The organism is Pseudomonas sp. BN515, from assembly GCF_029873155.1.
In the GTDB taxonomy this organism is placed as follows: domain Bacteria; phylum Pseudomonadota; class Gammaproteobacteria; order Pseudomonadales; family Pseudomonadaceae; genus Metapseudomonas.
On the sequence record NZ_SSOH01000029.1, the window covers coordinates 125,027 to 144,603 of the forward strand.

The window sequence follows — 19,577 nt, forward strand, 5'->3', positions numbered from 1 at the left end:
TCAGGTGGTCAATGTACGCAGCAGATTCTTGTAATCCTCGCGGATATCCGCGTCGGATTCCCTTAATTGCGCAATCTTACGACAGGCGTGGAGTACCGTGGTGTGGTCTCGTCCGCCGAATGCATCGCCGATTTCAGGCAGGCTGTGGTTGGTCAGTTCCTTGGACAACGCCATGGCAACCTGCCGTGGCCGAGCCACCGAGCGCGAGCGGCGCTTGGACAGCATGTCGGACATCTTGATCTTGTAGTACTCAACTACGGTGCGCTGGATATTGTCGATGCTGACCAGCTTGTCCTGCAGGGCCAGCAGGTCCTTCAGCGACTCGCGAATCAGCTCGATGGTGATATCCCGGCCCATGAAGTGGGCGTGGGCGATCACGCGCTTGAGCGCACCTTCCAGTTCGCGCACGTTGGAGCGGATGCGCTGGGCGATGAAGAACGCGGCATCGTGGGGCAGTTCGACCTTGGCCTGCTCGGCCTTCTTCATCAGGATCGCGACGCGGGTTTCCAGCTCCGGCGGTTCGACGGCCACCGTCAGACCCCAGCCGAAGCGGGATTTCAGGCGTTCTTCCAGGCCTTCGATTTCCTTCGGATAGCGGTCGCTGGTGAGAATCACCTGCTGACCACCTTCCAACAAGGCGTTGAAGGTGTGGAAAAACTCTTCCTGCGAGCGCTCCTTGCGGGCAAAGAACTGGATGTCGTCGATCAGCAGCGCGTCCACAGAGCGGTAGAAACGCTTGAACTCGTTGATGGCATTGAGCTGGAGGGCCTTGACCATGTCCGCAACGAAGCGCTCGGAATGCAGGTAAACCACCTTGGCATTCGGATTCTTCTTCAGCAGATGGTTACCCACAGCATGCATCAGGTGAGTCTTGCCGAGACCAACGCCGCCGTAGAGGAACAGCGGGTTGTAGCCGTGCTTCGGATTGTCCGCTACCTGCCAGGCCGCAGCGCGTGCCAGCTGGTTCGACTTGCCCTCGACGAAATTCTCGAAGGTGAAGGTACGGTTCAGGTAGCTGGTGTGCTTGAGCGCACCTTCCACCTGTACGGAGCGCTCGGTGCGGATCGCCGGTGCGGGCACGACAGAAGCCAACGGATCGAGGTTGTCGCGGGTTTCTTCCACGGTCTCGATGCGCATCTGCGGCGGTGCGACAGGTGCAGGGGCTGGCGGCGGCGCCATGACCGGTGGCGGGGGAGGCGGAGCCTTCCGCGGAGCCGGGCTGCGCTTGCTGCCTATTAATAAGGAAAGGGCAGGCGCCATGCCATTGCCCCGCTCGCCGAGCAACTCGAGGAGCCGCCCCATGTACTTCTCGTTGACCCAATCGAGCACGAACCGGTTCGGCGCGTACACGCGCAGTTCGTCTCCATCGGCTTCAACCTGCAATGGGCGGATCCAGGTGTTGAATTGCTGGGCAGGCAGCTCATCGCGCAGGAGCTCCACGCACTGCTGCCAAAGTTCCACTGACACGGATATCCCCCAAGTCGGAAAGGTGCCGGACGCAAAAAACAGCCGTCATTGTAGCTGCCACGGGGAGAGTTATCCACACGAAAGATGGCCAATGGTTGAATAAAATCAATGCGTTATTCACCGCGCTGGATCTCCCATTGATTGGCATGAATCTTGTGGATAACCATGCGATAACCACCCTTTCAGCCTTGGGGAAAACGTCATGAACAACCTGCCTGTGGGTAAATCGACGATTCGCCCCCAGCTTCCACCCAGAAACCCCACAGCCGAATAACCGATTTTCGACAGGGTTGTTAGTAAGCTCATCAACAGGCCGCATGCGGGCCCCGATGAGTTTTCCACAGGCAGACCCGGGGCCCAGCTTTAAAAAACACAACCAGCCTTTCTTTAAAAATTCCTTCCTTTTATATTCTTTCGCTCGACGGCACTGGTTGGAAATTGACCTGCCCGCAGCGTTTCACTAGAATTGCCGGTCTCTTTAAACGGGGGCCACTTCCGGCCCGTAGTGACCACCAGGTAAAGCATCATGAAACGCACTTTCCAACCCAGCACCATCAAGCGCGCTCGCACCCACGGTTTCCGTGCCCGCATGGCCACCAAGAACGGCCGTCAAGTCCTGTCGCGTCGTCGCGCCAAGGGCCGCAAGCGCCTGACCGTCTGATTATCCGGAACGGGTGGTGAGTCAGGGCTTCGGTCGGGAAAAGCGTCTGCTGGTTCCCCGACAATTCAAGGCAGTCTTCGACTCACCGACCGGGAAGGTTCCCGGCAAGCACGTCCTGCTCCTCGCGCGCGACAACGGTCTCGATCATCCCCGCCTGGGTCTGGTGATCGGCAAGAAGAGCGTCAAGCTGTCCGTAGAGCGCAACCGCCTCAAGCGTCAGATTCGCGAATCCTTCCGCCATAACCTCGAGTTGCTGGCTGGTTGGGATATCGTGATCGTGGCGCGTAAAGGCATTGGCGACCTGGAGAATCCCGAGCTGCAACATCAGTTCGGCAAACTCTGGAAGCGTCTAGCGCGCAGCCGGGCTCGCCCTGAACCATCAACCGGATCAGGGGTGTCCGACAGTCCCCATGCGTAAACTGGCCCTCGCTCCGATCCAGTTTTACCGCTACGCCATCAGCCCACTGATGGCCAGTCACTGTCGTTTCTATCCCAGTTGTTCCTGCTACGCGCAGGAAGCCATCGAACAGCATGGCGTCCTGCGAGGCGGCTGGCTGACCTTGCGTCGGCTGGGCCGTTGTCATCCGTGGAATCCGGGCGGCTATGACCCGGTGCCACCCGCCAACACTTCCCAATCCTCTTCGATGGCCGAGTAATCATGGACATTCAACGCTCGATCCTGATCGTCGCCCTGGCAATCGTGTCCTACCTCATGGTTCTCCAGTGGAACCAGGACTACGGTCAAGCCGCCCTGCCGACCGCGGGCACCAGCGCAAACAGCGCTCAAGCGACCCTGCCGGACGACACCGCAACCGCCAAGTCCAGCGACGACGTTCCGACTGCCGCCAATGCCGAGCGCAACGAGCCGGCAGTCACCCAGGTAGCGCCCAGCAGCGACCTGATCCGCGTTGAAACCGATGTGCTCAATCTGGCCATCGACCCGAATGGCGGTGACATCGTCCAGCTGACCCTGCCGAAGTTTCCGCGCCGCCAGGACCGTCCTGACGTGCCGTTCCAGCTGTTCGACAACGGTGGCGAGCGTCTTTACCAGGCACAAAGCGGCCTGGTCGGTGCCAATGGCCCGGATGCCCGCGCCAATGGCCGCCCGCTGTACAGCGCCACTCAACGCAGCTACAAACTGGCCGATGGCCAGGAGCAGTTGGTCGTGGACCTGACCTTCAGCGAAGCTGGCGTCAACTACACCAAGCGTTTCACCCTGAATCGCGGCAAGTACGAGCTGCAGGTGTCGTACAAGATCGACAACCAGAGCGCCCAGCCCTGGACCGGCAGCATGTACGCACAGCTGAAACGTGACTCCAGCGCCGACCCGTCCTCCACCACTGCTACCGGCGTATCCACCTACCTGGGCGCTGCGGTCTGGACCCCGGACGAGCCGTACAAAAAGATCTCCATGAAGGACATGGACAAGCAGCCCTTCAAGGAAACCGTCCAGGGCGGCTGGGTTGCCTGGCTGCAGCACTACTTCGTGACCGCGTGGGTCGCGAGCAAGGACCAGAACAACGTCATTCAGACTCGCAAGGACTCCAAGGGCAACTACATCGTTGGCCTCGTGGGTTCCTCGCTGAACGTTCCGGCTGGCGCCTCCGCCGAAACCTCCGCCACCCTGTACGCCGGCCCGAAAGTCCAGAATCACCTGAAGGAACTGTCCCCAGGTCTGGAGCTGACCGTCGACTACGGCTTCCTGTGGTTCATCGCCCAGCCGATCTTCTGGCTGCTGCAACATATCCACAGCCTGCTGGGCAACTGGGGCTGGTCCATCATCGTCCTGACCATCCTGATCAAGGGCGCCTTCTTCCCGCTTTCGGCCGCCAGCTACAAATCCATGGCGCGCATGCGTGCCGTGTCGCCGAAGCTACAAGCGCTGAAGGAACAGTTCGGTGACGATCGCCAGAAGATGTCCCAGGCGATGATGGAGCTGTACAAGAAGGAGAAGATCAACCCGCTGGGCGGCTGCCTGCCGATCCTGGTACAGATGCCGGTCTTCCTCGCGCTCTACTGGGTTCTGCTGGAAAGCGTGGACATGCGCCAGGCCCCGTGGATGTTCTGGATCACCGACCTGTCGATCAAGGATCCGTTCTTCATCCTGCCGATCATCATGGGCGCCACCATGTTCATCCAGCAGCAGCTGAACCCGACTCCGCCGGACCCCATGCAGGCCAAGGTACTGAAGCTGATGCCGATCATCTTCACCTTCTTCTTCCTGTGGTTCCCGGCTGGCCTGGTCCTGTACTGGGTGGTCAACAACGTCCTGTCGATCGCACAGCAGTGGTACATTACCCGGCAGATCGAGGCGGCCAGCAAGAAGGCAGCAGCCTGACAGCGACGCCAGTCAGCTTGAACAAGACGCCCCCTCTGGGGGCGTCTTGCTATCCGCCATCCGCAGACCTCAAGGTATCCACAGATGAATCCTGTCCGTGAAACCATCGCCGCCGTCGCCACCGCCCAGGGTCGTGGCGGGGTAGGCATCGTCCGCGTATCCGGGCCACACGCCGCGCGGATAGCAGAAGCCATCAGCGGCCGGATCCCCAAGCCTCGTTTCGCCCACTACGGGCCTTTCCTCGATGGCGCCGGACAAACCCTGGACCAGGGCATCGCCCTGTACTTCCCCGGCCCCAACTCCTTCACCGGTGAAGACGTCTTCGAACTGCAGGGCCACGGCGGCCCCGTGGTGCTCGACTTGCTCCTGCGCCGCTGCATGGAGCTTGGGGCTCGCCAAGCCCGCCCGGGCGAGTTCAGCGAGCGCGCATTCCTCAACGACAAGCTCGACCTGGCCCAGGCCGAGGCCATCGCCGACCTCATCGAGGCAAGCTCCGAACAGGCTGCACGTAACGCCCTGCGCTCGCTACAGGGCGCGTTCTCCAAGCGGGTACACGAGCTGACCGAAAAGCTGATCGAGCTACGCATCTATGTGGAAGCGGCGATCGACTTTCCCGAGGAGGAGATCGACTTTCTAGCCGATGGCCACGTTCTGCGCCTGCTTGATGGTGTGAGGGAAAACTTATCCACAGTCATCCGCGAGGCGGGGCAAGGTGCGTTATTGCGCGACGGCATGACTGTGGTGATCGCGGGACGTCCGAATGCTGGAAAATCCAGCCTGTTGAACGCCCTCGCAGGGCGTGAGGCGGCCATCGTCACCGACATCGCCGGCACCACGCGTGATGTACTGCGCGAACATATCCACATCGATGGGATGCCGCTGCACGTAGTGGACACCGCAGGCTTGCGCGACACCGACGACCATGTGGAAAAGATTGGCGTCGAGCGCGCCCTGAAGGCCATTGGCGAAGCAGATCGTGTGCTGCTGGTGGTCGACGCTACTGCGCCCGAGGCGGCCGACCCATTCGCCTTGTGGCCTGAGTTCCTCGACCAGAAACCTGATCCAGCCAAGGTCACCCTGATCCGCAACAAGGCCGACCTCAGCGGTGAATCCATAGGCCTGGAAGTGAGCGACGACGGCCATGTCACTTTGAGCCTGTCTGCCCGCTCAGGCGACGGTCTGGAGCTCCTGCGCGAGCATCTCAAGGCCTGCATGGGTTATGAACAGACGGCCGAAAGCAGCTTCAGCGCCCGCCGACGCCACCTGGAAGCCCTGCGCCAGGCTAACGCCTTCCTCGATCATGGCCGTTCCCAGCTCACCCTGGCGGGCGCCGGCGAACTGCTGGCAGAAGACTTGCGCCAAGCCCAGCAAGCTCTGGGTGAAATTACCGGCGCCTTCAGCTCGGACGACCTGCTCGGTCGCATCTTCTCCAGCTTCTGCATCGGCAAATAAGCCGAAGCCCTCTCCTTCTTATCCACAACGAACGCGACTGCCTGCTTGCCGGGCGGTCCGTTCGTGCCTGTTAGCCTGAAAAACCCCGTACCTGAACCCTGTTGATAAGTTGCCCGTAACCCAGTCTATAAGCCTGGTGAAAAGCCGATGGATAAATTACCTGTGAATAACTACCTTCTGCATGCACAGGTTTCTGACGGCATACACAACGGCTACGGGCAGGAACGTAACAGGGTTATCATTCTCTGCAACCAGCATCCTAAATGGGCTATAGACACTTATCCACAGAAAGGCCTTCCCCCAAGGTATAAAAATAAAAACAGGCTTTTTAAGAAATTCTTCTCTCTTATTTTCTTTTACCCACAACCATTTTTCCCCATCTGGATAACTTTCAGGGAAAAGCACTGATCGGAAGGGTTGGCTATTTTTTGTCCAGACGGCTTCATGCCGATGGTGAAATTCCCCTATACTGTGCGGCTTTCTCTATTTCCCAGCCTTGAACAGGCACGAGGTGCGTGGTGGATTTCCCTTCCCGTTTTGACGTGATCGTGATCGGCGGCGGCCATGCCGGCACCGAGGCCGCTCTGGCGGCTGCACGCATGGGCGTGAAGACCTTGCTGCTGACCCACAATGTGGAAACCCTCGGCCAGATGAGCTGCAACCCGGCCATTGGCGGTATCGGCAAGAGCCACCTGGTCAAGGAAATCGATGCCCTGGGCGGCGCCATGGCGACCGCCACCGACTTGGGCGGCATCCAGTTCCGTGTACTGAACAGCCGCAAGGGTCCGGCCGTACGCGCCACTCGCGCCCAGGCCGATCGCGTGCTCTATAAGGCGGCGATTCGCGAAATCCTCGAGAACCAACCGAACCTGTGGATATTCCAGCAGGCCTGCGATGACCTGATCGTCGAGAACGACCAGGTCAAGGGCGTAGTGACTCAGATGGGACTGCGCTTCCTCGCGGAATCCGTGGTGCTCACCACAGGTACCTTCCTTGGCGGACTTATCCACATCGGTCTGCAGAACTATTCCGGTGGCCGTGCCGGTGATCCGCCGTCCATCGCACTGGCCCACCGTCTGCGTGAACTGCCGCTGCGCGTCGGTCGCCTGAAGACCGGCACGCCGCCGCGTATCGATGGCCGTTCCGTGGATTTCTCGGTGATGACCGAGCAGCCTGGCGACACGCCGATTCCGGTGATGTCCTTCCTTGGCTCCAAGGAACAACACCCGCGCCAGGTCAGCTGCTGGATCACCCATACCAACGCACGTACCCACGAGATCATCGCCAGCAACCTCGATCGCTCGCCGATGTACTCGGGCGTGATCGAAGGCATCGGCCCGCGCTACTGCCCGTCCATTGAAGACAAGATCCACCGCTTCGCCGACAAGGACAGCCACCAGGTGTTCCTCGAGCCGGAAGGCCTGACCACCAACGAGCTGTATCCCAACGGCATCTCCACCTCGCTGCCATTCGACGTGCAGCTGGAAATCGTGCGCTCCATCCGTGGCATGGAGAACGCCCATATCGTTCGTCCGGGCTACGCCATCGAGTACGACTACTTCGATCCGCGAGATCTGAAATACAGCCTGGAAACCAAGGTCATCTCCGGGCTGTTCTTCGCGGGCCAGATCAACGGCACCACCGGCTACGAAGAAGCCGGTGCCCAGGGCCTGCTCGCCGGCGCCAATGCCGCCTTGCGCGCCCAGGGCAAGGAAGCCTGGTGCCCGCGTCGCGACGAGGCCTACATCGGCGTGCTGGTGGACGACCTGATCACCCTGGGTACTCAGGAGCCTTACCGCATGTTCACCTCGCGCGCCGAGTACCGGCTGATCCTGCGCGAGGACAACGCCGATCTGCGCCTTACCGAAAAGGGCCGCGAGCTCGGCCTGGTGGACGACAAGCGTTGGGCCGCCTTCGAAGCCAAGCGCGAGGGCATCACCCTCGAAGAGCAGCGTCTGAAGAGCACCTGGGTCCGTCCCGGAACGCCGGAAGGCGATGCCATCGCCCAACGATTCGGCACGCCGCTGGCCCATGAGTACAACCTGCTCAATCTGCTTAGCCGCCCGGAAATCGATTACGCCGGCCTGGTGGAACTCACCGGCGGCGGCGCCGAAGACCCCCAAGTCGCCGAGCAGGTCGAGATCAAGACCAAGTACGCCGGCTACATCGACCGCCAGCAGGACGAAATCGCCCGTCTGCGTGCCAGTGAAGACATTCGCCTGCCGGCGGATCTGGACTACGCCACCATCTCCGGCCTGTCCAAGGAGATCCAGCACAAGCTGGGCAACTCCCGTCCGGAAACCCTGGGCCAGGCGGGTCGTATCCCTGGCGTTACCCCGGCAGCCATTTCCCTGTTGCTGATTCACCTGAAGAAACGCGGCGCTGGCCGTCAGCTGGAGCAAAGCGCCTGATGTCCCTGGTTACCCCGCGCCACGCAGACGAACTGTCCCGTGGCGCAAAGCAACTTGCTGTCGAACTCACGCCGGAGACCCAGGAACGGCTCCTTGCTTACCTGGCCCTGCTGATCAAGTGGAACAAGGCCTACAACCTGACTGCCGTACGCAATCCGGATGAAATGGTCTCGCGTCACCTGCTCGACAGCCTCAGCGTCGTGCCCTTTGTCGGCGCGCGTGGGGATAACTGGCTCGACGTCGGCAGCGGCGGCGGCATGCCCGGCATTCCGCTGGCCATCCTGTTCCCCGAGCGGCGCTTCACCTTGCTCGACTCCAATGGCAAGAAGACCCGCTTCCTCACCCAGGTGAAGCTGGAGCTGAAACTCGACAACCTCGAAGTTGTCCACAACCGCGTCGAAGCATTCACGCCCGCACAGCCATTCAGTGGCATCGTCTCCCGCGCGTTCAGTTCGCTGGAGGACTTCAGCAACTGGACCCGCCATCTCGGTGATGGCGAAACACGCTGGCTGGCGATGAAGGGATTGCACCCGGATGACGAGCTCCAGGCACTGCCGGCGGACTTCCGCGTCGAGTCCGCGCATCAGCTGGAGGTTCCCGGTTGCCAAGGTCAGCGCCATCTGCTGATACTGCGCCGCATGCTATGAGGGGGAAGGCAGCCATGGGCAAGGTATTCGCAATTGCCAATCAGAAGGGCGGGGTCGGCAAGACCACCACCTGTGTAAACCTCGCCGCGTCGCTGGTCGCCACCAAGAGACGCGTGCTGCTGATCGACCTCGATCCCCAGGGCAACGCCACCATGGGGAGCGGCATCGACAAACTCGCACTGGAGCACTCCATCTACGACGTGCTGACAGGAGAGTGCGATCTGGCGACCGCCATGCAGTTCTCCGAGCACGGCGGCTACCAGTTGCTGCCCGCCAACCGCGACCTCACCGCGGCGGAAGTGGCCCTGCTCAACGTGCCGAACAAGGAGCATCGCCTGCGCGAGGCCCTGGCGCCGATCCGCGAGAACTACGACTACATCCTCATCGACTGCCCACCCTCGCTGTCGATGCTCACCATCAACGCCCTGGCGGCGTCCGATGGCGTGATCATTCCCATGCAGTGCGAGTACTACGCACTCGAAGGCTTGTCGGACCTGGTCAACAGCATCCAGCGCATCGGACAGCTGCTGAATCCGAGCCTGAAGATCGAAGGCCTGTTGCGCACCATGTACGACCCGCGCATCAGCCTGACCAACGAAGTCTCGGCCCAGCTCAAGGAGCATTTCGGCGACCAGCTCTACGACGCCGTGATTCCGCGCAACGTCCGCCTGGCGGAAGCACCGAGCTTTGGCATGCCTGCGTTGGTCTACGACAAGCAATCCCGTGGCGCCGTCGCCTATCTGGCGCTGGCAGGTGAACTGGTTCGCCGCCAGCGCGCCAAAGCCAAAACCGCTACCGCATAAGGAATCCGCATGGCCGCGAAAAAACGAGGTCTGGGTCGTGGCTTGGACGCCCTGCTGGGCGGCAGCACCGTCACCAAACTCGAAGAAGAAGCCGTCCAGATCGACAGCCGCGAGTTGCAGCACCTGCCCCTGGAACTGATCCAGCGTGGCAAGTACCAGCCCCGCCGCGACATGGACCCCACCGCCCTGGAAGAACTGGCCCAGTCCATCAGGGCCCAGGGTGTGATGCAGCCCATCGTGGTGCGCCCGATTGGTGCGGGCCGCTACGAGATCATCGCCGGTGAACGCCGCTGGCGCGCCAGCCACCAGGCCGGACTGGAAAAGATCCCGGCCTTGGTCCGCGAAGTGCCGGATGAAGCCGCCATCGCCATGGCGCTGATCGAAAACATTCAGCGCGAGGATCTCAATCCCATCGAGGAAGCCATCGCCCTGCAGCGTCTGCAGCAGGAATTCCAGCTCACCCAGCAGCAGGTGGCGGAAGCGGTCGGCAAGTCGCGCGTCACCATCACCAACCTGCTGCGCCTGATCGGCCTGCCGGAAGAGATCAAGACCCTGCTTTCCCACGGTGATCTGGAAATGGGACACGCCCGTGCCCTGCTCGGTCTGCCCCTGGAACGGCAGGTGGAAGGGGCGCGACATGTTGTCGCACGAGGCCTCACCGTGCGCCAAACCGAGGCACTGGTACGGCACTGGTTGAACAGCAAGGAAAAAGCTGTCGAACCGGTCAAGGCCGATCCGGACATCAGCCGCCTCGAACAGCGCCTGGCTGAGCGGCTGGGCGCTCCGGTGCAGATCAAGCACGGCCAGAAAGGCAAAGGCCAACTGGTCATCCGCTACAACTCCCTCGACGAATTGCAGGGCGTCCTGGCCCACATCCGCTGAAACACTTGGCGCTGTAGCGGCGGTCGGATTTCACTACCCGGCAGTTGAACAGGGGGGGTTCCCCCCCTATACTCTGCGCGCAATTTTGTCGGCACAAAGTATGCCAAGTCGTTGAATTCAGCGGCCGACGCCAGAGGAACTGCTGCGATGGATATCCGCACGCCAAACCGCCTGCCCTTCCATCGCCAACCGGTCTTTCCGGTGCTGCTGGTCCAACTGGTCGTCCTGCTGCTCGCCGCTGTCGTTCTCTGGCAGTGGCGTGGCACGGTGGCTGGATACTCTGGCTTGTGCGGCGGGCTTATCGCCTGGGTGCCGAACCTGTATTTCGCCCGCAAGGCGTTCCGCTACAGTGGAGCCCGTGCAGCCCAGGCGATAGTCCGCTCTTTCTATGCGGGCGAGATGGGCAAGTTGATTCTGACGGCAGTGCTGTTCGCACTGACGTTTGCAGGTGTGAAACCTCTGGATGCGCCGGCAGTTTTCGGTGTTTTCCTGCTGACCCAGTCGGTCAACTGGTTCGCGCCCCTGCTGATGAGAACAAGATTTTCGAAACCTTAGGGCGTTTGAGGCAAACATGGCAGAGCAAACCGCTTCGGGCTATATCCAGCACCACCTGCAGAACCTGACCTTCGGTCGTCTGCCCAATGGCGATTGGGGCTTCGCCCACAGCGCCGAGCAAGCCAAGGAAATGGGCTTCTGGGCCTTCCACGTCGACACCCTGGGCTGGTCCATTGGCCTGGGTCTGCTCTTCGTTCTCCTCTTCCGCATGGCAGCCAAGAAAGCTACTTCCGGCATTCCCGGCGGCCTGCAGAACCTGGTCGAAGTGATGGTCGACTTCGTCGACAGCAACGTGAAAGACACCTTCCACGGCCGCAACCCGCTGATCGCTCCGCTGGCGCTGACCATCTTCGTCTGGATCTTCCTGATGAACGCCATCGACCTGATCCCGGTCGACTGGATCCCGATGCTGGCTGCCACTATCACCGGCAACGAGCACCTGTTCTTCCGCGCCGTTCCGACCACCGACCCGAATGCCACCCTCGGCATGGCCTTCTCGGTCTTCGGCCTGATCATCTTCTACAGCATCAAGGTCAAGGGCATCGGCGGCTTCCTCGGCGAACTGACCCTGCACCCCTTCAGCAGCAAGAACATGCTGGTTCAGATCCTGCTGATTCCGGTCAACTTCCTGCTCGAATTCGTCACCCTGATCGCCAAGCCGATCTCCCTGGCACTGCGTCTGTTCGGCAACATGTACGCCGGCGAGCTGGTGTTCATCCTGATCGCCGTGATGTTCGGCGCCGGCATCCTGCTGCTGAGCGGCCTGGGTATCGCACTGCAGTGGGCGTGGGCCGTGTTCCACATCCTGATCATCACCCTGCAGGCCTTCATCTTCATGATGCTGACCATCGTCTATCTGTCGATGGCGCATGAGGACAACCATTAATAACGCGCTGCGCACCCGCTGACCTTCTCCCGAGAAGAGAGAAAGGCCGAGAGGGTGCACAGTCAGTTTGAGATGGTTCCGGCTCTGGGCCGGAAAGCCCGCAAGGGCAGTGGGAAACAACGATTTCGCTTTACCGCTTCACTTAAACCTTAACCAACACGACATAAAGTCGGGAGGAAAAATGGAAACTGTAGTAGGTCTGACCGCGATCGCCGTAGCTCTGCTGATTGGTCTGGGTGCCCTGGGTACCGCCATTGGCTTCGGTCTGCTGGGTGGCAAGTTCCTGGAAGGCGCTGCTCGCCAGCCGGAAATGGTTCCGATGCTGCAAGTTAAAATGTTCATCGTGGCCGGTCTGCTCGACGCCGTAACCATGATCGGCGTTGGTATCGCCCTGTTCTTCACCTTCGCTAACCCGTTCATTGCTCAGGTAGCCCAGTAATCCTCGATTTTCGAGGATTCGACTGACAACGAACGAGCGAGGTGTTGGCGTGAACATTAATGCAACCCTGATCGGCCAGTCCGTTGCGTTCTTCATCTTCGTACTGTTCTGCATGAAGTTCGTGTGGCCACCGGTCATCACTGCTCTGCGTGAACGTCAGAAGAAGATCGCTGATGGCCTGGACGCTGCCAACCGTGCGGCTCGTGACCTGGAGCTGGCCCATGAAAAAGTGGGTCAGCAACTGCGCGAAGCCAAAGGTCAAGCGGCAGAAATCATTGAGCAAGCCAAAAAGCGCGCTACCCAGATCGTCGACGAAGCTCGCGATCAGGCACGTGCTGAAGGCGAGCGCCTGAAGGCGCAAGCTCAGGCTGAGATCGAACAGGAACTGAACAGCGTCAAAGACGCGCTGCGCGCCCAGCTGGGTAGCCTGGCGGTCAATGGTGCCGAGAAGATCCTGGGTGCCACTATCGATCAAAACGCGCACGCGGAGCTGGTTAACAAACTGGCAGCCGAAATTTAAGCGAGGGCGATCATGGCAGAACTGACCACGCTGGCCCGACCTTACGCCAAGGCTGCTTTCGAGTACGCCCAGGCCCATCAGCAGCTGGCCGCTTGGTCGGCCATGCTAGGCCTGGCCGCTGCGGTGTCGCAGGACGACACCATGCAGCGCGTGCTCAAAGCCCCGCGTCTGACGAGCGCAGAGAAAGCCACCGCCTTTGTCGAGGTGGTTGGCGACAAGTTCGACGCCCAGGCACAGAACTTCATCCACGTTGTTTCCGAGAACGGCCGCCTCGTGCTGCTGCCGGAAATTGCCGAGCAGTTCGAGCTGTACAAGGCCGAACAAGAGAAATCGGTAGATGTGGAAGTCACCAGTGCCTTCGCATTGAGCGATGAACAGCAAGACAAACTCGCCAAGGTTCTCAGCGCACGGCTCAGCCGGGAAGTGCGTCTGCACGCCGTGGAAGACTCCAGCCTCATTGGTGGTGTAGTCATCCGCGCCGGCGACCTGGTTATCGATGGCTCGGTTCGCGGCAAGATCGCGAAACTGGCCGAAGCGTTGAAATCTTGAGTTTGAAGGGGCAGCAGAGCAATGCAGCAACTCAATCCTTCCGAAATTAGTGAAATCATCAAGGGACGTATCGAGAAACTCGACGTCTCTTCCCAAGCCCGCAACGAAGGCACCATCGTCTCCGTTTCCGACGGCATCGTGCGCATCTACGGCCTGGCCGACGTGATGTACGGTGAAATGATCGAGTTCCCGGGCGGCATCTACGGTATGGCGCTGAACCTGGAGCAAGACTCCGTTGGTGCCGTAATCCTGGGCAAATACCTCGGCCTGGCCGAAGGTATGAGCGCCAAGTGCACCGGCCGCATCCTGGAAGTACCGGTTGGTCCGGAACTGCTGGGTCGCGTCGTTGACGCCCTCGGCAACCCGATCGACGGCAAAGGTCCGATCAACGCTGCTGCCACCGATGCGGTGGAAAAAGTAGCGCCGGGCGTGATCTGGCGTAAGTCGGTAGACCAGCCGGTACAGACTGGTTACAAGGCCGTTGACGCCATGATCCCGATCGGCCGTGGCCAGCGTGAGCTGATCATCGGCGACCGTCAGATCGGTAAGACTGCCCTGGCCGTCGACGCCATCATCAACCAGAAAGACAGCGGCATCCGCTGCGTCTACGTAGCCATCGGTCAAAAGCAATCGACCATCGCCAACGTAGTTCGCAAGCTGGAAGAGAACGGCGCCCTGGCCAACACCATCATCGTGGCCGCCAGTGCTTCCGAGTCTCCTGCCCTGCAGTACATCGCTCCGTATTCTGGCTGCACCATGGGTGAATACTTCCGCGACCGCGGTGAAGACGCCCTGATCATTTACGATGACCTGTCCAAGCAGGCCGTAGCCTACCGCCAGATCTCCCTGCTGCTGCGCCGCCCGCCGGGCCGTGAAGCCTACCCGGGCGACGTGTTCTATCTCCACAGCCGTCTGCTGGAGCGCGCTTCCCGCGTTTCCGAAGAGTACGTAGAGAAGTTCACCAACGGCGCCGTGAAAGGCAAGACCGGTTCCCTGACCGCCCTGCCGATCATCGAAACCCAGGCTGGTGACGTTTCCGCGTTCGTTCCGACCAACGTGATCTCCATCACCGACGGTCAGATCTTCCTGGAATCCGCCCTGTTCAACTCGGGTATCCGTCCGGCCGTTAACGCCGGTATCTCGGTATCCCGTGTTGGTGGCGCGGCCCAGACCAAGATCATCAAGAAGCTGTCCGGTGGTATCCGTACCGCCCTGGCCCAGTACCGTGAACTGGCTGCGTTCGCGCAGTTCGCTTCCGACCTGGACGAGGCTACCCGTAAGCAGCTGGAACACGGTCAGCGCGTTACCGAGCTGATGAAGCAGAAGCAGTATGCGCCCATGTCCATCGCCGACATGTCGCTGAGCCTGTATGCCGCCGAGCGTGGCTTCCTGCAGGACATCGAACTGTCCAAGATCGGCGCCTTCGAACAAGCCCTGATCGCCTACTTCAACCGTGATCACGCCGAACTGATGGCCAAGATCAACGTGAAGGGTGACTTCAACGACGAAATCGACGCCGGCATCAAGGCTGGTATCGAGAAGTTCAAGGCCACCCAAACCTGGTAAGCCGCAGCGGGGGGTCGAAAGGCCCCCCGCCTGCTAACCCGATAGGTGTTACATGGCAGGCGCAAAAGAGATTCGCAGCAAGATTGCGAGCATCAAAAGCACGCAGAAGATCACCAGCGCCATGGAAAAGGTGGCGGTCAGCAAGATGCGCAGGGCACAACTGCGTATGGCTGCCAGCCGCCCCTACGCGGAGCGCATCCGCCAGGTGATCGGTCATTTGGCCAACGCGAACCCGGAATACCGCCACCCGTTCATGATCGACCGTGAAGTCAAGCGCGTCGGTTACGTCGTGGTGAGCAGCGACCGTGGTCTGTGTGGCGGCTTGAACATCAACCTGTTCAAGACCCTGGTCAAGGACATGGCGGGTTACCGTGAACAAGGCGTGGAGATCGACCTCTGCGTGATTGGTAGCAAGGGTGCGGCCTTCTTCCGCAACTACGGCGGCAACGTCGTGGCAGCTATCAGCCACATCGGCGAGGAGCCTTCGATCAACGACCTGATCGGCAGCGTCAAGGTCATGCTCGACGCATACCTGGACGGCCGTATCGACCGCCTGTTCGTGGTTTCCAACAAGTTCGTCAACACCATGACGCAGAAGCCGACCGTGGACCAACTGGTTCCGCTGGTGGCCGACGCCGATCAAGAGTTGAAGCACCACTGGGACTACCTCTACGAGCCTGATGCCAAGGAGATCCTCGAGGGTCTGCTGGTGCGCTACGTGGAATCCCAGGTGTATCAGTCCGTGGTTGAAAACAACGCTTGCGAGCAGGCGGCACGGATGATCGCGATGAAGAACGCCACCGACAACGCCGGTGATCTGATCAGCAGCCTCCAGCTGATCTACAACAAGGCGCGTCAGGCAGCGATCACTCAAGAGATTTCGGAAATCGTCGGCGGCGCTGCCGCGGTTTAAGACCGGTTCATATATTTAGAGGAACCAGATATGAGTAGCGGACGTATCGTTCAAATCATCGGCGCCGTTATCGACGTGGAATTCCCGCGTGATCAGGTGCCGAACGTATACGACGCGCTGAAAGTCAGCGGCGTCGAAACCACCCTGGAAGTTCAGCAGCAGCTGGGCGACGGCGTGGTTCGTTCCATCGCAATGGGTTCGACCGAAGGCCTCAAGCGTGGCCTGGACGTATCCAACACTGGCAAAGCCATCGCCGTCCCGGTCGGTAAAGCGACCCTGGGCCGCATCATGGACGTGCTGGGCAACCCCATCGACGAAGCTGGTCCCATCGGCGAAGAAGAGCGTTGGGTTATCCACCGCGATGCTCCGTCCTACGCCGAGCAGGCGGGTGGCAACGAGCTGCTGGAAACCGGCATCAAGGTAATCGACCTGGTCTGCCCCTTCGCCAAAGGCGGTAAGGTCGGCCTGTTCGGTGGCGCCGGTGTAGGCAAGACCGTAAACATGATGGAACTGATCCGTAACATCGCGATCGAGCACAGCGGTTACTCTGTGTTCGCCGGCGTGGGTGAGCGTACTCGTGAGGGTAACGACTTCTACCACGAGATGAAGGATTCCAACGTTCTGGACAAAGTGGCCCTGGTATACGGCCAGATGAACGAGCCGCCGGGCAACCGTCTGCGCGTTGCACTGACCGGCCTGACCATGGCCGAGAAGTTCCGTGACGAAGGCCGCGACGTTCTGCTGTTCGTCGACAACATCTACCGTTACACCCTGGCCGGTACCGAAGTGTCCGCGCTGCTGGGTCGTATGCCGTCCGCTGTGGGTTACCAGCCGACCCTGGCCGAGGAAATGGGCGTTCTGCAAGAGCGCATCACCTCCACCAAGACCGGTTCGATCACCTCCATCCAGGCCGTATACGTTCCTGCGGACGACCTGACCGACCCGTCCCCGGCGACCACCTTCGCCCACCTGGACGCCACCGTCGTACTGTCCCGTGACATCGCGTCCCTGGGTATCTACCCGGCCGTTGACCCGCTGGACTCGACCTCCCGGCAGCTGGACCCGCTGGTGATCGGTCAGGACCACTACGAGACCGCTCGTGGCGTCCAGTACGTTCTGCAGCGTTACAAGGAACTGAAGGACATCATCGCGATCCTGGGTATGGACGAACTGTCCGAAGCGGACAAGCAGCTCGTTAACCGTGCTCGTAAGATCCAGCGCTTCCTGTCCCAGCCGTTCTTCGTGGCCGAAGTCTTCACCGGTTCCCCGGGTAAGTACGTGTCGCTGAAGGACACCATCGCTGGCTTCAAAGGCATCCTCAACGGTGACTACGACCACCTGCCCGAGCAGGCGTTCTACATGGTCGGCGGCATCGAAGAAGCCATCGAGAAAGCGAAGAAACTGTAACCCCCTGAGCGCCCGGCAACGGGCGCTTACGTGAGGCAAGCGTATGGCTATTACTGTCCATTGCGATATCGTCAGCGCCGAAGCGGAGATCTTCTCCGGTCTGGTGGAGATGGTGATTGCGCACGGCCACCTGGGCGATCTGGGTATCGCTCCGGGTCACGCCCCGCTGATCACCGACCTCAAGCCGGGTCCGATCCGCCTGGTCAAACAGGGTGGTGAGGAGGAGGTGTACTACATCTCCGGCGGTTTCCTCGAAGTCCAGCCGAACATGGTGAAGGTCCTTGCCGACACCGTGCTGCGCGCCGGCGACCTGGACGAAGCTGCTGCTCAGGAGTCCCTCAAGGCTGCTGAGAAGGCCCTGCACGAGAAGGGCGCGGAGTTCGATTACTCTGCCGCTTCTGCTCGTCTGGCCGAGGCCGCGGCCCAGCTGCGTACCGTCCAGCAGATCCGCAAGAAGTTCGGCGGCTAAGAGCTTCCAGGCTTCATTGCAGACAAGTTAAAGGGTAGCCTTGGCTACCCTTTTTCTTTTCCGGCATTCCGGTTTTCGCTTACCAGCCTGATTCGGTGATCCCCTCCATGTCTCTCGATATCGTCATCCTCGCCGCTGGCCAGGGCACGCGTATGCGTTCGGCCCTGCCCAAGGTCCTGCATCCGGTGGCCGGCAAGGCCATGCTCGGCCACGTCATCGACTCGGCCCGCAAACTCGAGCCCAAGGGCATCCACGTGGTGATCGGCCATGGCGCCGAGACCGTACGCGAGCGCCTGGCTGCCGATGACCTGAATTTCGTCCTTCAGGCCGAACAGCTGGGCACTGGCCATGCCGTCGCCCAGGCTCTGCCACAGCTGACTGCCGAGCGCGTGCTGATCCTCTACGGCGACGTGCCGCTGATCGAAGTGGAGACCCTTCAGCGCCTGCTGGAGAAGGTGAAGGACGACCAGCTCGCCCTGCTCACCGTCGAACTGGATGACCCCACCGGCTACGGCCGCATCGTCCGTGATGCCGCTGGCGTGGTGAAGGCCATCGTCGAGCACAAGGACGCGACACCCGAACAGCGCGCCATTCGTGAAGGCAACACCGGCATCCTCGCGGTGCCCGGCAAGCGCCTGGCCGACTGGCTGGGCCGCCTGTCCAACAACAACGCCCAGGGCGAGTACTACCTCACCGACGTCATTGCCATGGCCGTGGCCGACGGTCTGGTGGTGGCCACCGAACACCCCCATGACGCCATGGAAGTGCAGGGCGCCAACGACCGCATCCAGCTCGCCGACCTCGAGCGCCACTACCAGAAGCGCGCTGCCCGGCGCCTTATGGCCCAGGGCGTGACCCTGCTGGACCCCGCCCGCTTCGACCTGCGTGGCGAAGCCAGCGTCGGTCGCGATGTGCTGATCGACGTCAACGTCATTCTCGAAGGCAAGGTCGTGATCGAGGATGGTGTGCAGGTCGGCCCGAACTGCGTCATCAAGAACAGCACCCTGCGCCGCGGCGCCGTGGTCAAGGCCAACAGCCACCTGGAAGGTGCCGAGCTGGGCGAGGGCTCTGATTGCGGTCCGTTTGCACGTCTGCGTCCGGGCACCGTATTGGGCGCCAAGGCCCATGTGGGTAACTTCGTCGAATTGAAGAACGCCGTGATGGGCGAGGGCGCCAAGGCCGGCCACCTGTCGTACCTGGGCGATGCCGAAATCGGTGCGCGCACCAACATCGGCGCCGGCACCATCACCTGCAACTACGACGGCGCTAACAAGTTCCGCACCGTCATGGGCGAGGACGTGTTCATAGGCTCCAACAGCTCCCTGGTGGCTCCGGTCACTCTGGGCGACGGCGTTACCACGGGTGCCGGATCCACCATCACCCAGGACGTGCCAGCCGACACCCTGGCCGTAGGCCGTGCCAAGCAGCGCAACATCGAAGGCTGGAAGCGCCCGGTGAAAATCAAGAAGTAAGGTTGTGGAAAACCTGGGCTGTGGATAACTCGCAGCCCATGCAAAAGGCGGCTCAGGCCGCCTTTTGTCGTTTTCGGGATTGACGCGAGAAGCATCTTAGGTTTTGATTCGCGCCATTATCTTTCGAAACGAAACTTTCG

General features: G+C 60.9%; 20 protein-coding genes. 19 read left to right on the forward strand and 1 reads right to left on the reverse strand.

Going from position 1 to position 19,577, the window contains the following annotated elements; translation table 11 throughout:
- Positions 1-1,467, reverse strand: a complete 1,467-nt coding sequence (dnaA, locus tag E8E91_RS08265) for a chromosomal replication initiator protein DnaA (RefSeq protein WP_280375353.1) — start codon at positions 1,465-1,467, stop codon at positions 1-3.
- Positions 1,468-1,993: 526 nt separating this feature from the next.
- On the opposite strand from dnaA, the gene rpmH reads away from it, so the two are divergent.
- From rpmH to glmU, 19 genes are all read left to right on the forward strand, one after another.
- Positions 1,994-2,128 (forward strand): 50S ribosomal protein L34, encoded by a 135-nt coding sequence (rpmH, locus tag E8E91_RS08270; protein WP_003290924.1) that lies wholly within the window; start codon positions 1,994-1,996, stop codon positions 2,126-2,128.
- Positions 2,129-2,141: 13 nt separating this feature from the next.
- Complete coding sequence (gene rnpA, locus E8E91_RS08275) at positions 2,142-2,546, forward strand: ribonuclease P protein component (RefSeq protein WP_280375354.1); 405 nt, start codon at positions 2,142-2,144, stop codon at positions 2,544-2,546.
- On the forward strand, positions 2,539-2,784 hold the full coding sequence (gene yidD / locus E8E91_RS08280; RefSeq protein ID WP_151138611.1) for a membrane protein insertion efficiency factor YidD: 246 nt from the start codon (positions 2,539-2,541) through the stop codon (positions 2,782-2,784). The genes rnpA and yidD overlap by 8 nt, the downstream gene beginning before the upstream one ends.
- Positions 2,785-2,786: 2 nt before the next feature.
- Entirely contained in the window at positions 2,787-4,466 is a 1,680-nt protein-coding gene (gene yidC, locus E8E91_RS08285) for a membrane protein insertase YidC (RefSeq protein ID WP_280363317.1), read from the forward strand.
- A gap of 84 nt (positions 4,467-4,550) precedes the next feature.
- Positions 4,551-5,918 (forward strand): tRNA uridine-5-carboxymethylaminomethyl(34) synthesis GTPase MnmE, encoded by a 1,368-nt coding sequence (gene mnmE / locus E8E91_RS08290; protein WP_280375355.1) that lies wholly within the window; start codon positions 4,551-4,553, stop codon positions 5,916-5,918.
- A 518-nt stretch (positions 5,919-6,436) separates the two neighbouring features.
- A complete protein-coding gene (gene mnmG / locus E8E91_RS08295) occupies positions 6,437-8,329 on the forward strand; it encodes a tRNA uridine-5-carboxymethylaminomethyl(34) synthesis enzyme MnmG (RefSeq protein WP_280375356.1) in 1,893 nt (630 codons plus the stop codon).
- Positions 8,329-8,976, forward strand: a complete 648-nt coding sequence (gene rsmG, locus E8E91_RS08300) for a 16S rRNA (guanine(527)-N(7))-methyltransferase RsmG (protein WP_280375357.1) — start codon at positions 8,329-8,331, stop codon at positions 8,974-8,976. Before mnmG ends, rsmG begins: the two co-directional genes overlap by 1 nt.
- Positions 8,977-8,990: 14 nt before the next feature.
- Positions 8,991-9,779 carry a ParA family protein gene (locus tag E8E91_RS08305; RefSeq protein WP_280363308.1) on the forward strand — a complete coding sequence of 263 codons (789 nt, stop codon included), beginning with the start codon at positions 8,991-8,993 and terminating at the stop codon, positions 9,777-9,779.
- Positions 9,780-9,788: 9 nt separating this feature from the next.
- Positions 9,789-10,661 (forward strand): ParB/RepB/Spo0J family partition protein, encoded by an 873-nt coding sequence (locus E8E91_RS08310; RefSeq protein ID WP_280375359.1) that lies wholly within the window; start codon positions 9,789-9,791, stop codon positions 10,659-10,661.
- Between the two features lie 147 nt (positions 10,662-10,808).
- The gene (locus tag E8E91_RS08315; RefSeq protein WP_280375360.1) at positions 10,809-11,216 is read left to right on the forward strand and encodes a F0F1 ATP synthase subunit I; all 408 of its coding nucleotides are present in this window, start codon (positions 10,809-10,811) and stop codon (positions 11,214-11,216) included.
- Between the two features lie 16 nt (positions 11,217-11,232).
- Positions 11,233-12,102 carry a F0F1 ATP synthase subunit A gene (atpB, locus tag E8E91_RS08320; RefSeq protein WP_280363302.1) on the forward strand — a complete coding sequence of 290 codons (870 nt, stop codon included), beginning with the start codon at positions 11,233-11,235 and terminating at the stop codon, positions 12,100-12,102.
- Positions 12,103-12,283: 181 nt separating this feature from the next.
- Positions 12,284-12,541, forward strand: coding sequence for a F0F1 ATP synthase subunit C (gene atpE / locus E8E91_RS08325; RefSeq protein ID WP_003457994.1), 258 nt, complete (start codon positions 12,284-12,286; stop codon positions 12,539-12,541).
- A gap of 49 nt (positions 12,542-12,590) precedes the next feature.
- Positions 12,591-13,061, forward strand: coding sequence for a F0F1 ATP synthase subunit B (locus tag E8E91_RS08330; protein ID WP_069086358.1), 471 nt, complete (start codon positions 12,591-12,593; stop codon positions 13,059-13,061).
- 12 nt (positions 13,062-13,073) lie between these two features.
- Positions 13,074-13,610, forward strand: a complete 537-nt coding sequence (locus tag E8E91_RS08335) for a F0F1 ATP synthase subunit delta (protein WP_280363299.1) — start codon at positions 13,074-13,076, stop codon at positions 13,608-13,610.
- A 21-nt stretch (positions 13,611-13,631) separates the two neighbouring features.
- Positions 13,632-15,176 (forward strand): F0F1 ATP synthase subunit alpha, encoded by a 1,545-nt coding sequence (gene atpA / locus E8E91_RS08340; protein ID WP_280363297.1) that lies wholly within the window; start codon positions 13,632-13,634, stop codon positions 15,174-15,176.
- Positions 15,177-15,228: 52 nt separating this feature from the next.
- On the forward strand, positions 15,229-16,089 hold the full coding sequence (atpG, locus tag E8E91_RS08345; protein WP_280363295.1) for a F0F1 ATP synthase subunit gamma: 861 nt from the start codon (positions 15,229-15,231) through the stop codon (positions 16,087-16,089).
- A 30-nt stretch (positions 16,090-16,119) separates the two neighbouring features.
- Entirely contained in the window at positions 16,120-17,496 is a 1,377-nt protein-coding gene (gene atpD / locus E8E91_RS08350) for a F0F1 ATP synthase subunit beta (RefSeq protein ID WP_190829029.1), read from the forward strand.
- A gap of 43 nt (positions 17,497-17,539) precedes the next feature.
- The gene (locus E8E91_RS08355; protein WP_120653847.1) at positions 17,540-17,965 is read left to right on the forward strand and encodes a F0F1 ATP synthase subunit epsilon; all 426 of its coding nucleotides are present in this window, start codon (positions 17,540-17,542) and stop codon (positions 17,963-17,965) included.
- A gap of 107 nt (positions 17,966-18,072) precedes the next feature.
- Positions 18,073-19,437: a bifunctional UDP-N-acetylglucosamine diphosphorylase/glucosamine-1-phosphate N-acetyltransferase GlmU gene (gene glmU, locus E8E91_RS08360; protein WP_280375361.1), complete on the forward strand. Its 1,365-nt coding sequence runs from the start codon at positions 18,073-18,075 to the stop codon at positions 19,435-19,437.
- Positions 19,438-19,577 lie beyond the last annotated feature (140 nt).

Bases quoted from the DNA above. Each gene is read 5' to 3' on its own strand.
- rpmH (WP_003290924.1), top strand. From the start codon at position 1,994: ATGAAACGCACTTTCCAACCCAGCACCATCAAGCGCGCTCGCACCCAC.
- yidD (WP_151138611.1), top strand. From the start codon at position 2,539: ATGCGTAAACTGGCCCTCGCTCCGATCCAGTTTTACCGCTACGCCATC.
- yidC (WP_280363317.1), top strand. From the start codon at position 2,787: ATGGACATTCAACGCTCGATCCTGATCGTCGCCCTGGCAATCGTGTCC.
- mnmE (WP_280375355.1), top strand. From the start codon at position 4,551: ATGAATCCTGTCCGTGAAACCATCGCCGCCGTCGCCACCGCCCAGGGT.
- rsmG (WP_280375357.1), top strand. From the start codon at position 8,329: ATGTCCCTGGTTACCCCGCGCCACGCAGACGAACTGTCCCGTGGCGCA.
- E8E91_RS08305 (WP_280363308.1), top strand. From the start codon at position 8,991: ATGGGCAAGGTATTCGCAATTGCCAATCAGAAGGGCGGGGTCGGCAAG.
- E8E91_RS08310 (WP_280375359.1), top strand. From the start codon at position 9,789: ATGGCCGCGAAAAAACGAGGTCTGGGTCGTGGCTTGGACGCCCTGCTG.
- E8E91_RS08315 (WP_280375360.1), top strand. From the start codon at position 10,809: ATGGATATCCGCACGCCAAACCGCCTGCCCTTCCATCGCCAACCGGTC.
- atpB (WP_280363302.1), top strand. From the start codon at position 11,233: ATGGCAGAGCAAACCGCTTCGGGCTATATCCAGCACCACCTGCAGAAC.
- atpE (WP_003457994.1), top strand. From the start codon at position 12,284: ATGGAAACTGTAGTAGGTCTGACCGCGATCGCCGTAGCTCTGCTGATT.
- E8E91_RS08335 (WP_280363299.1), top strand. From the start codon at position 13,074: ATGGCAGAACTGACCACGCTGGCCCGACCTTACGCCAAGGCTGCTTTC.
- atpA (WP_280363297.1), top strand. From the start codon at position 13,632: ATGCAGCAACTCAATCCTTCCGAAATTAGTGAAATCATCAAGGGACGT.
- atpG (WP_280363295.1), top strand. From the start codon at position 15,229: ATGGCAGGCGCAAAAGAGATTCGCAGCAAGATTGCGAGCATCAAAAGC.
- atpD (WP_190829029.1), top strand. From the start codon at position 16,120: ATGAGTAGCGGACGTATCGTTCAAATCATCGGCGCCGTTATCGACGTG.
- E8E91_RS08355 (WP_120653847.1), top strand. From the start codon at position 17,540: ATGGCTATTACTGTCCATTGCGATATCGTCAGCGCCGAAGCGGAGATC.
- glmU (WP_280375361.1), top strand. From the start codon at position 18,073: ATGTCTCTCGATATCGTCATCCTCGCCGCTGGCCAGGGCACGCGTATG.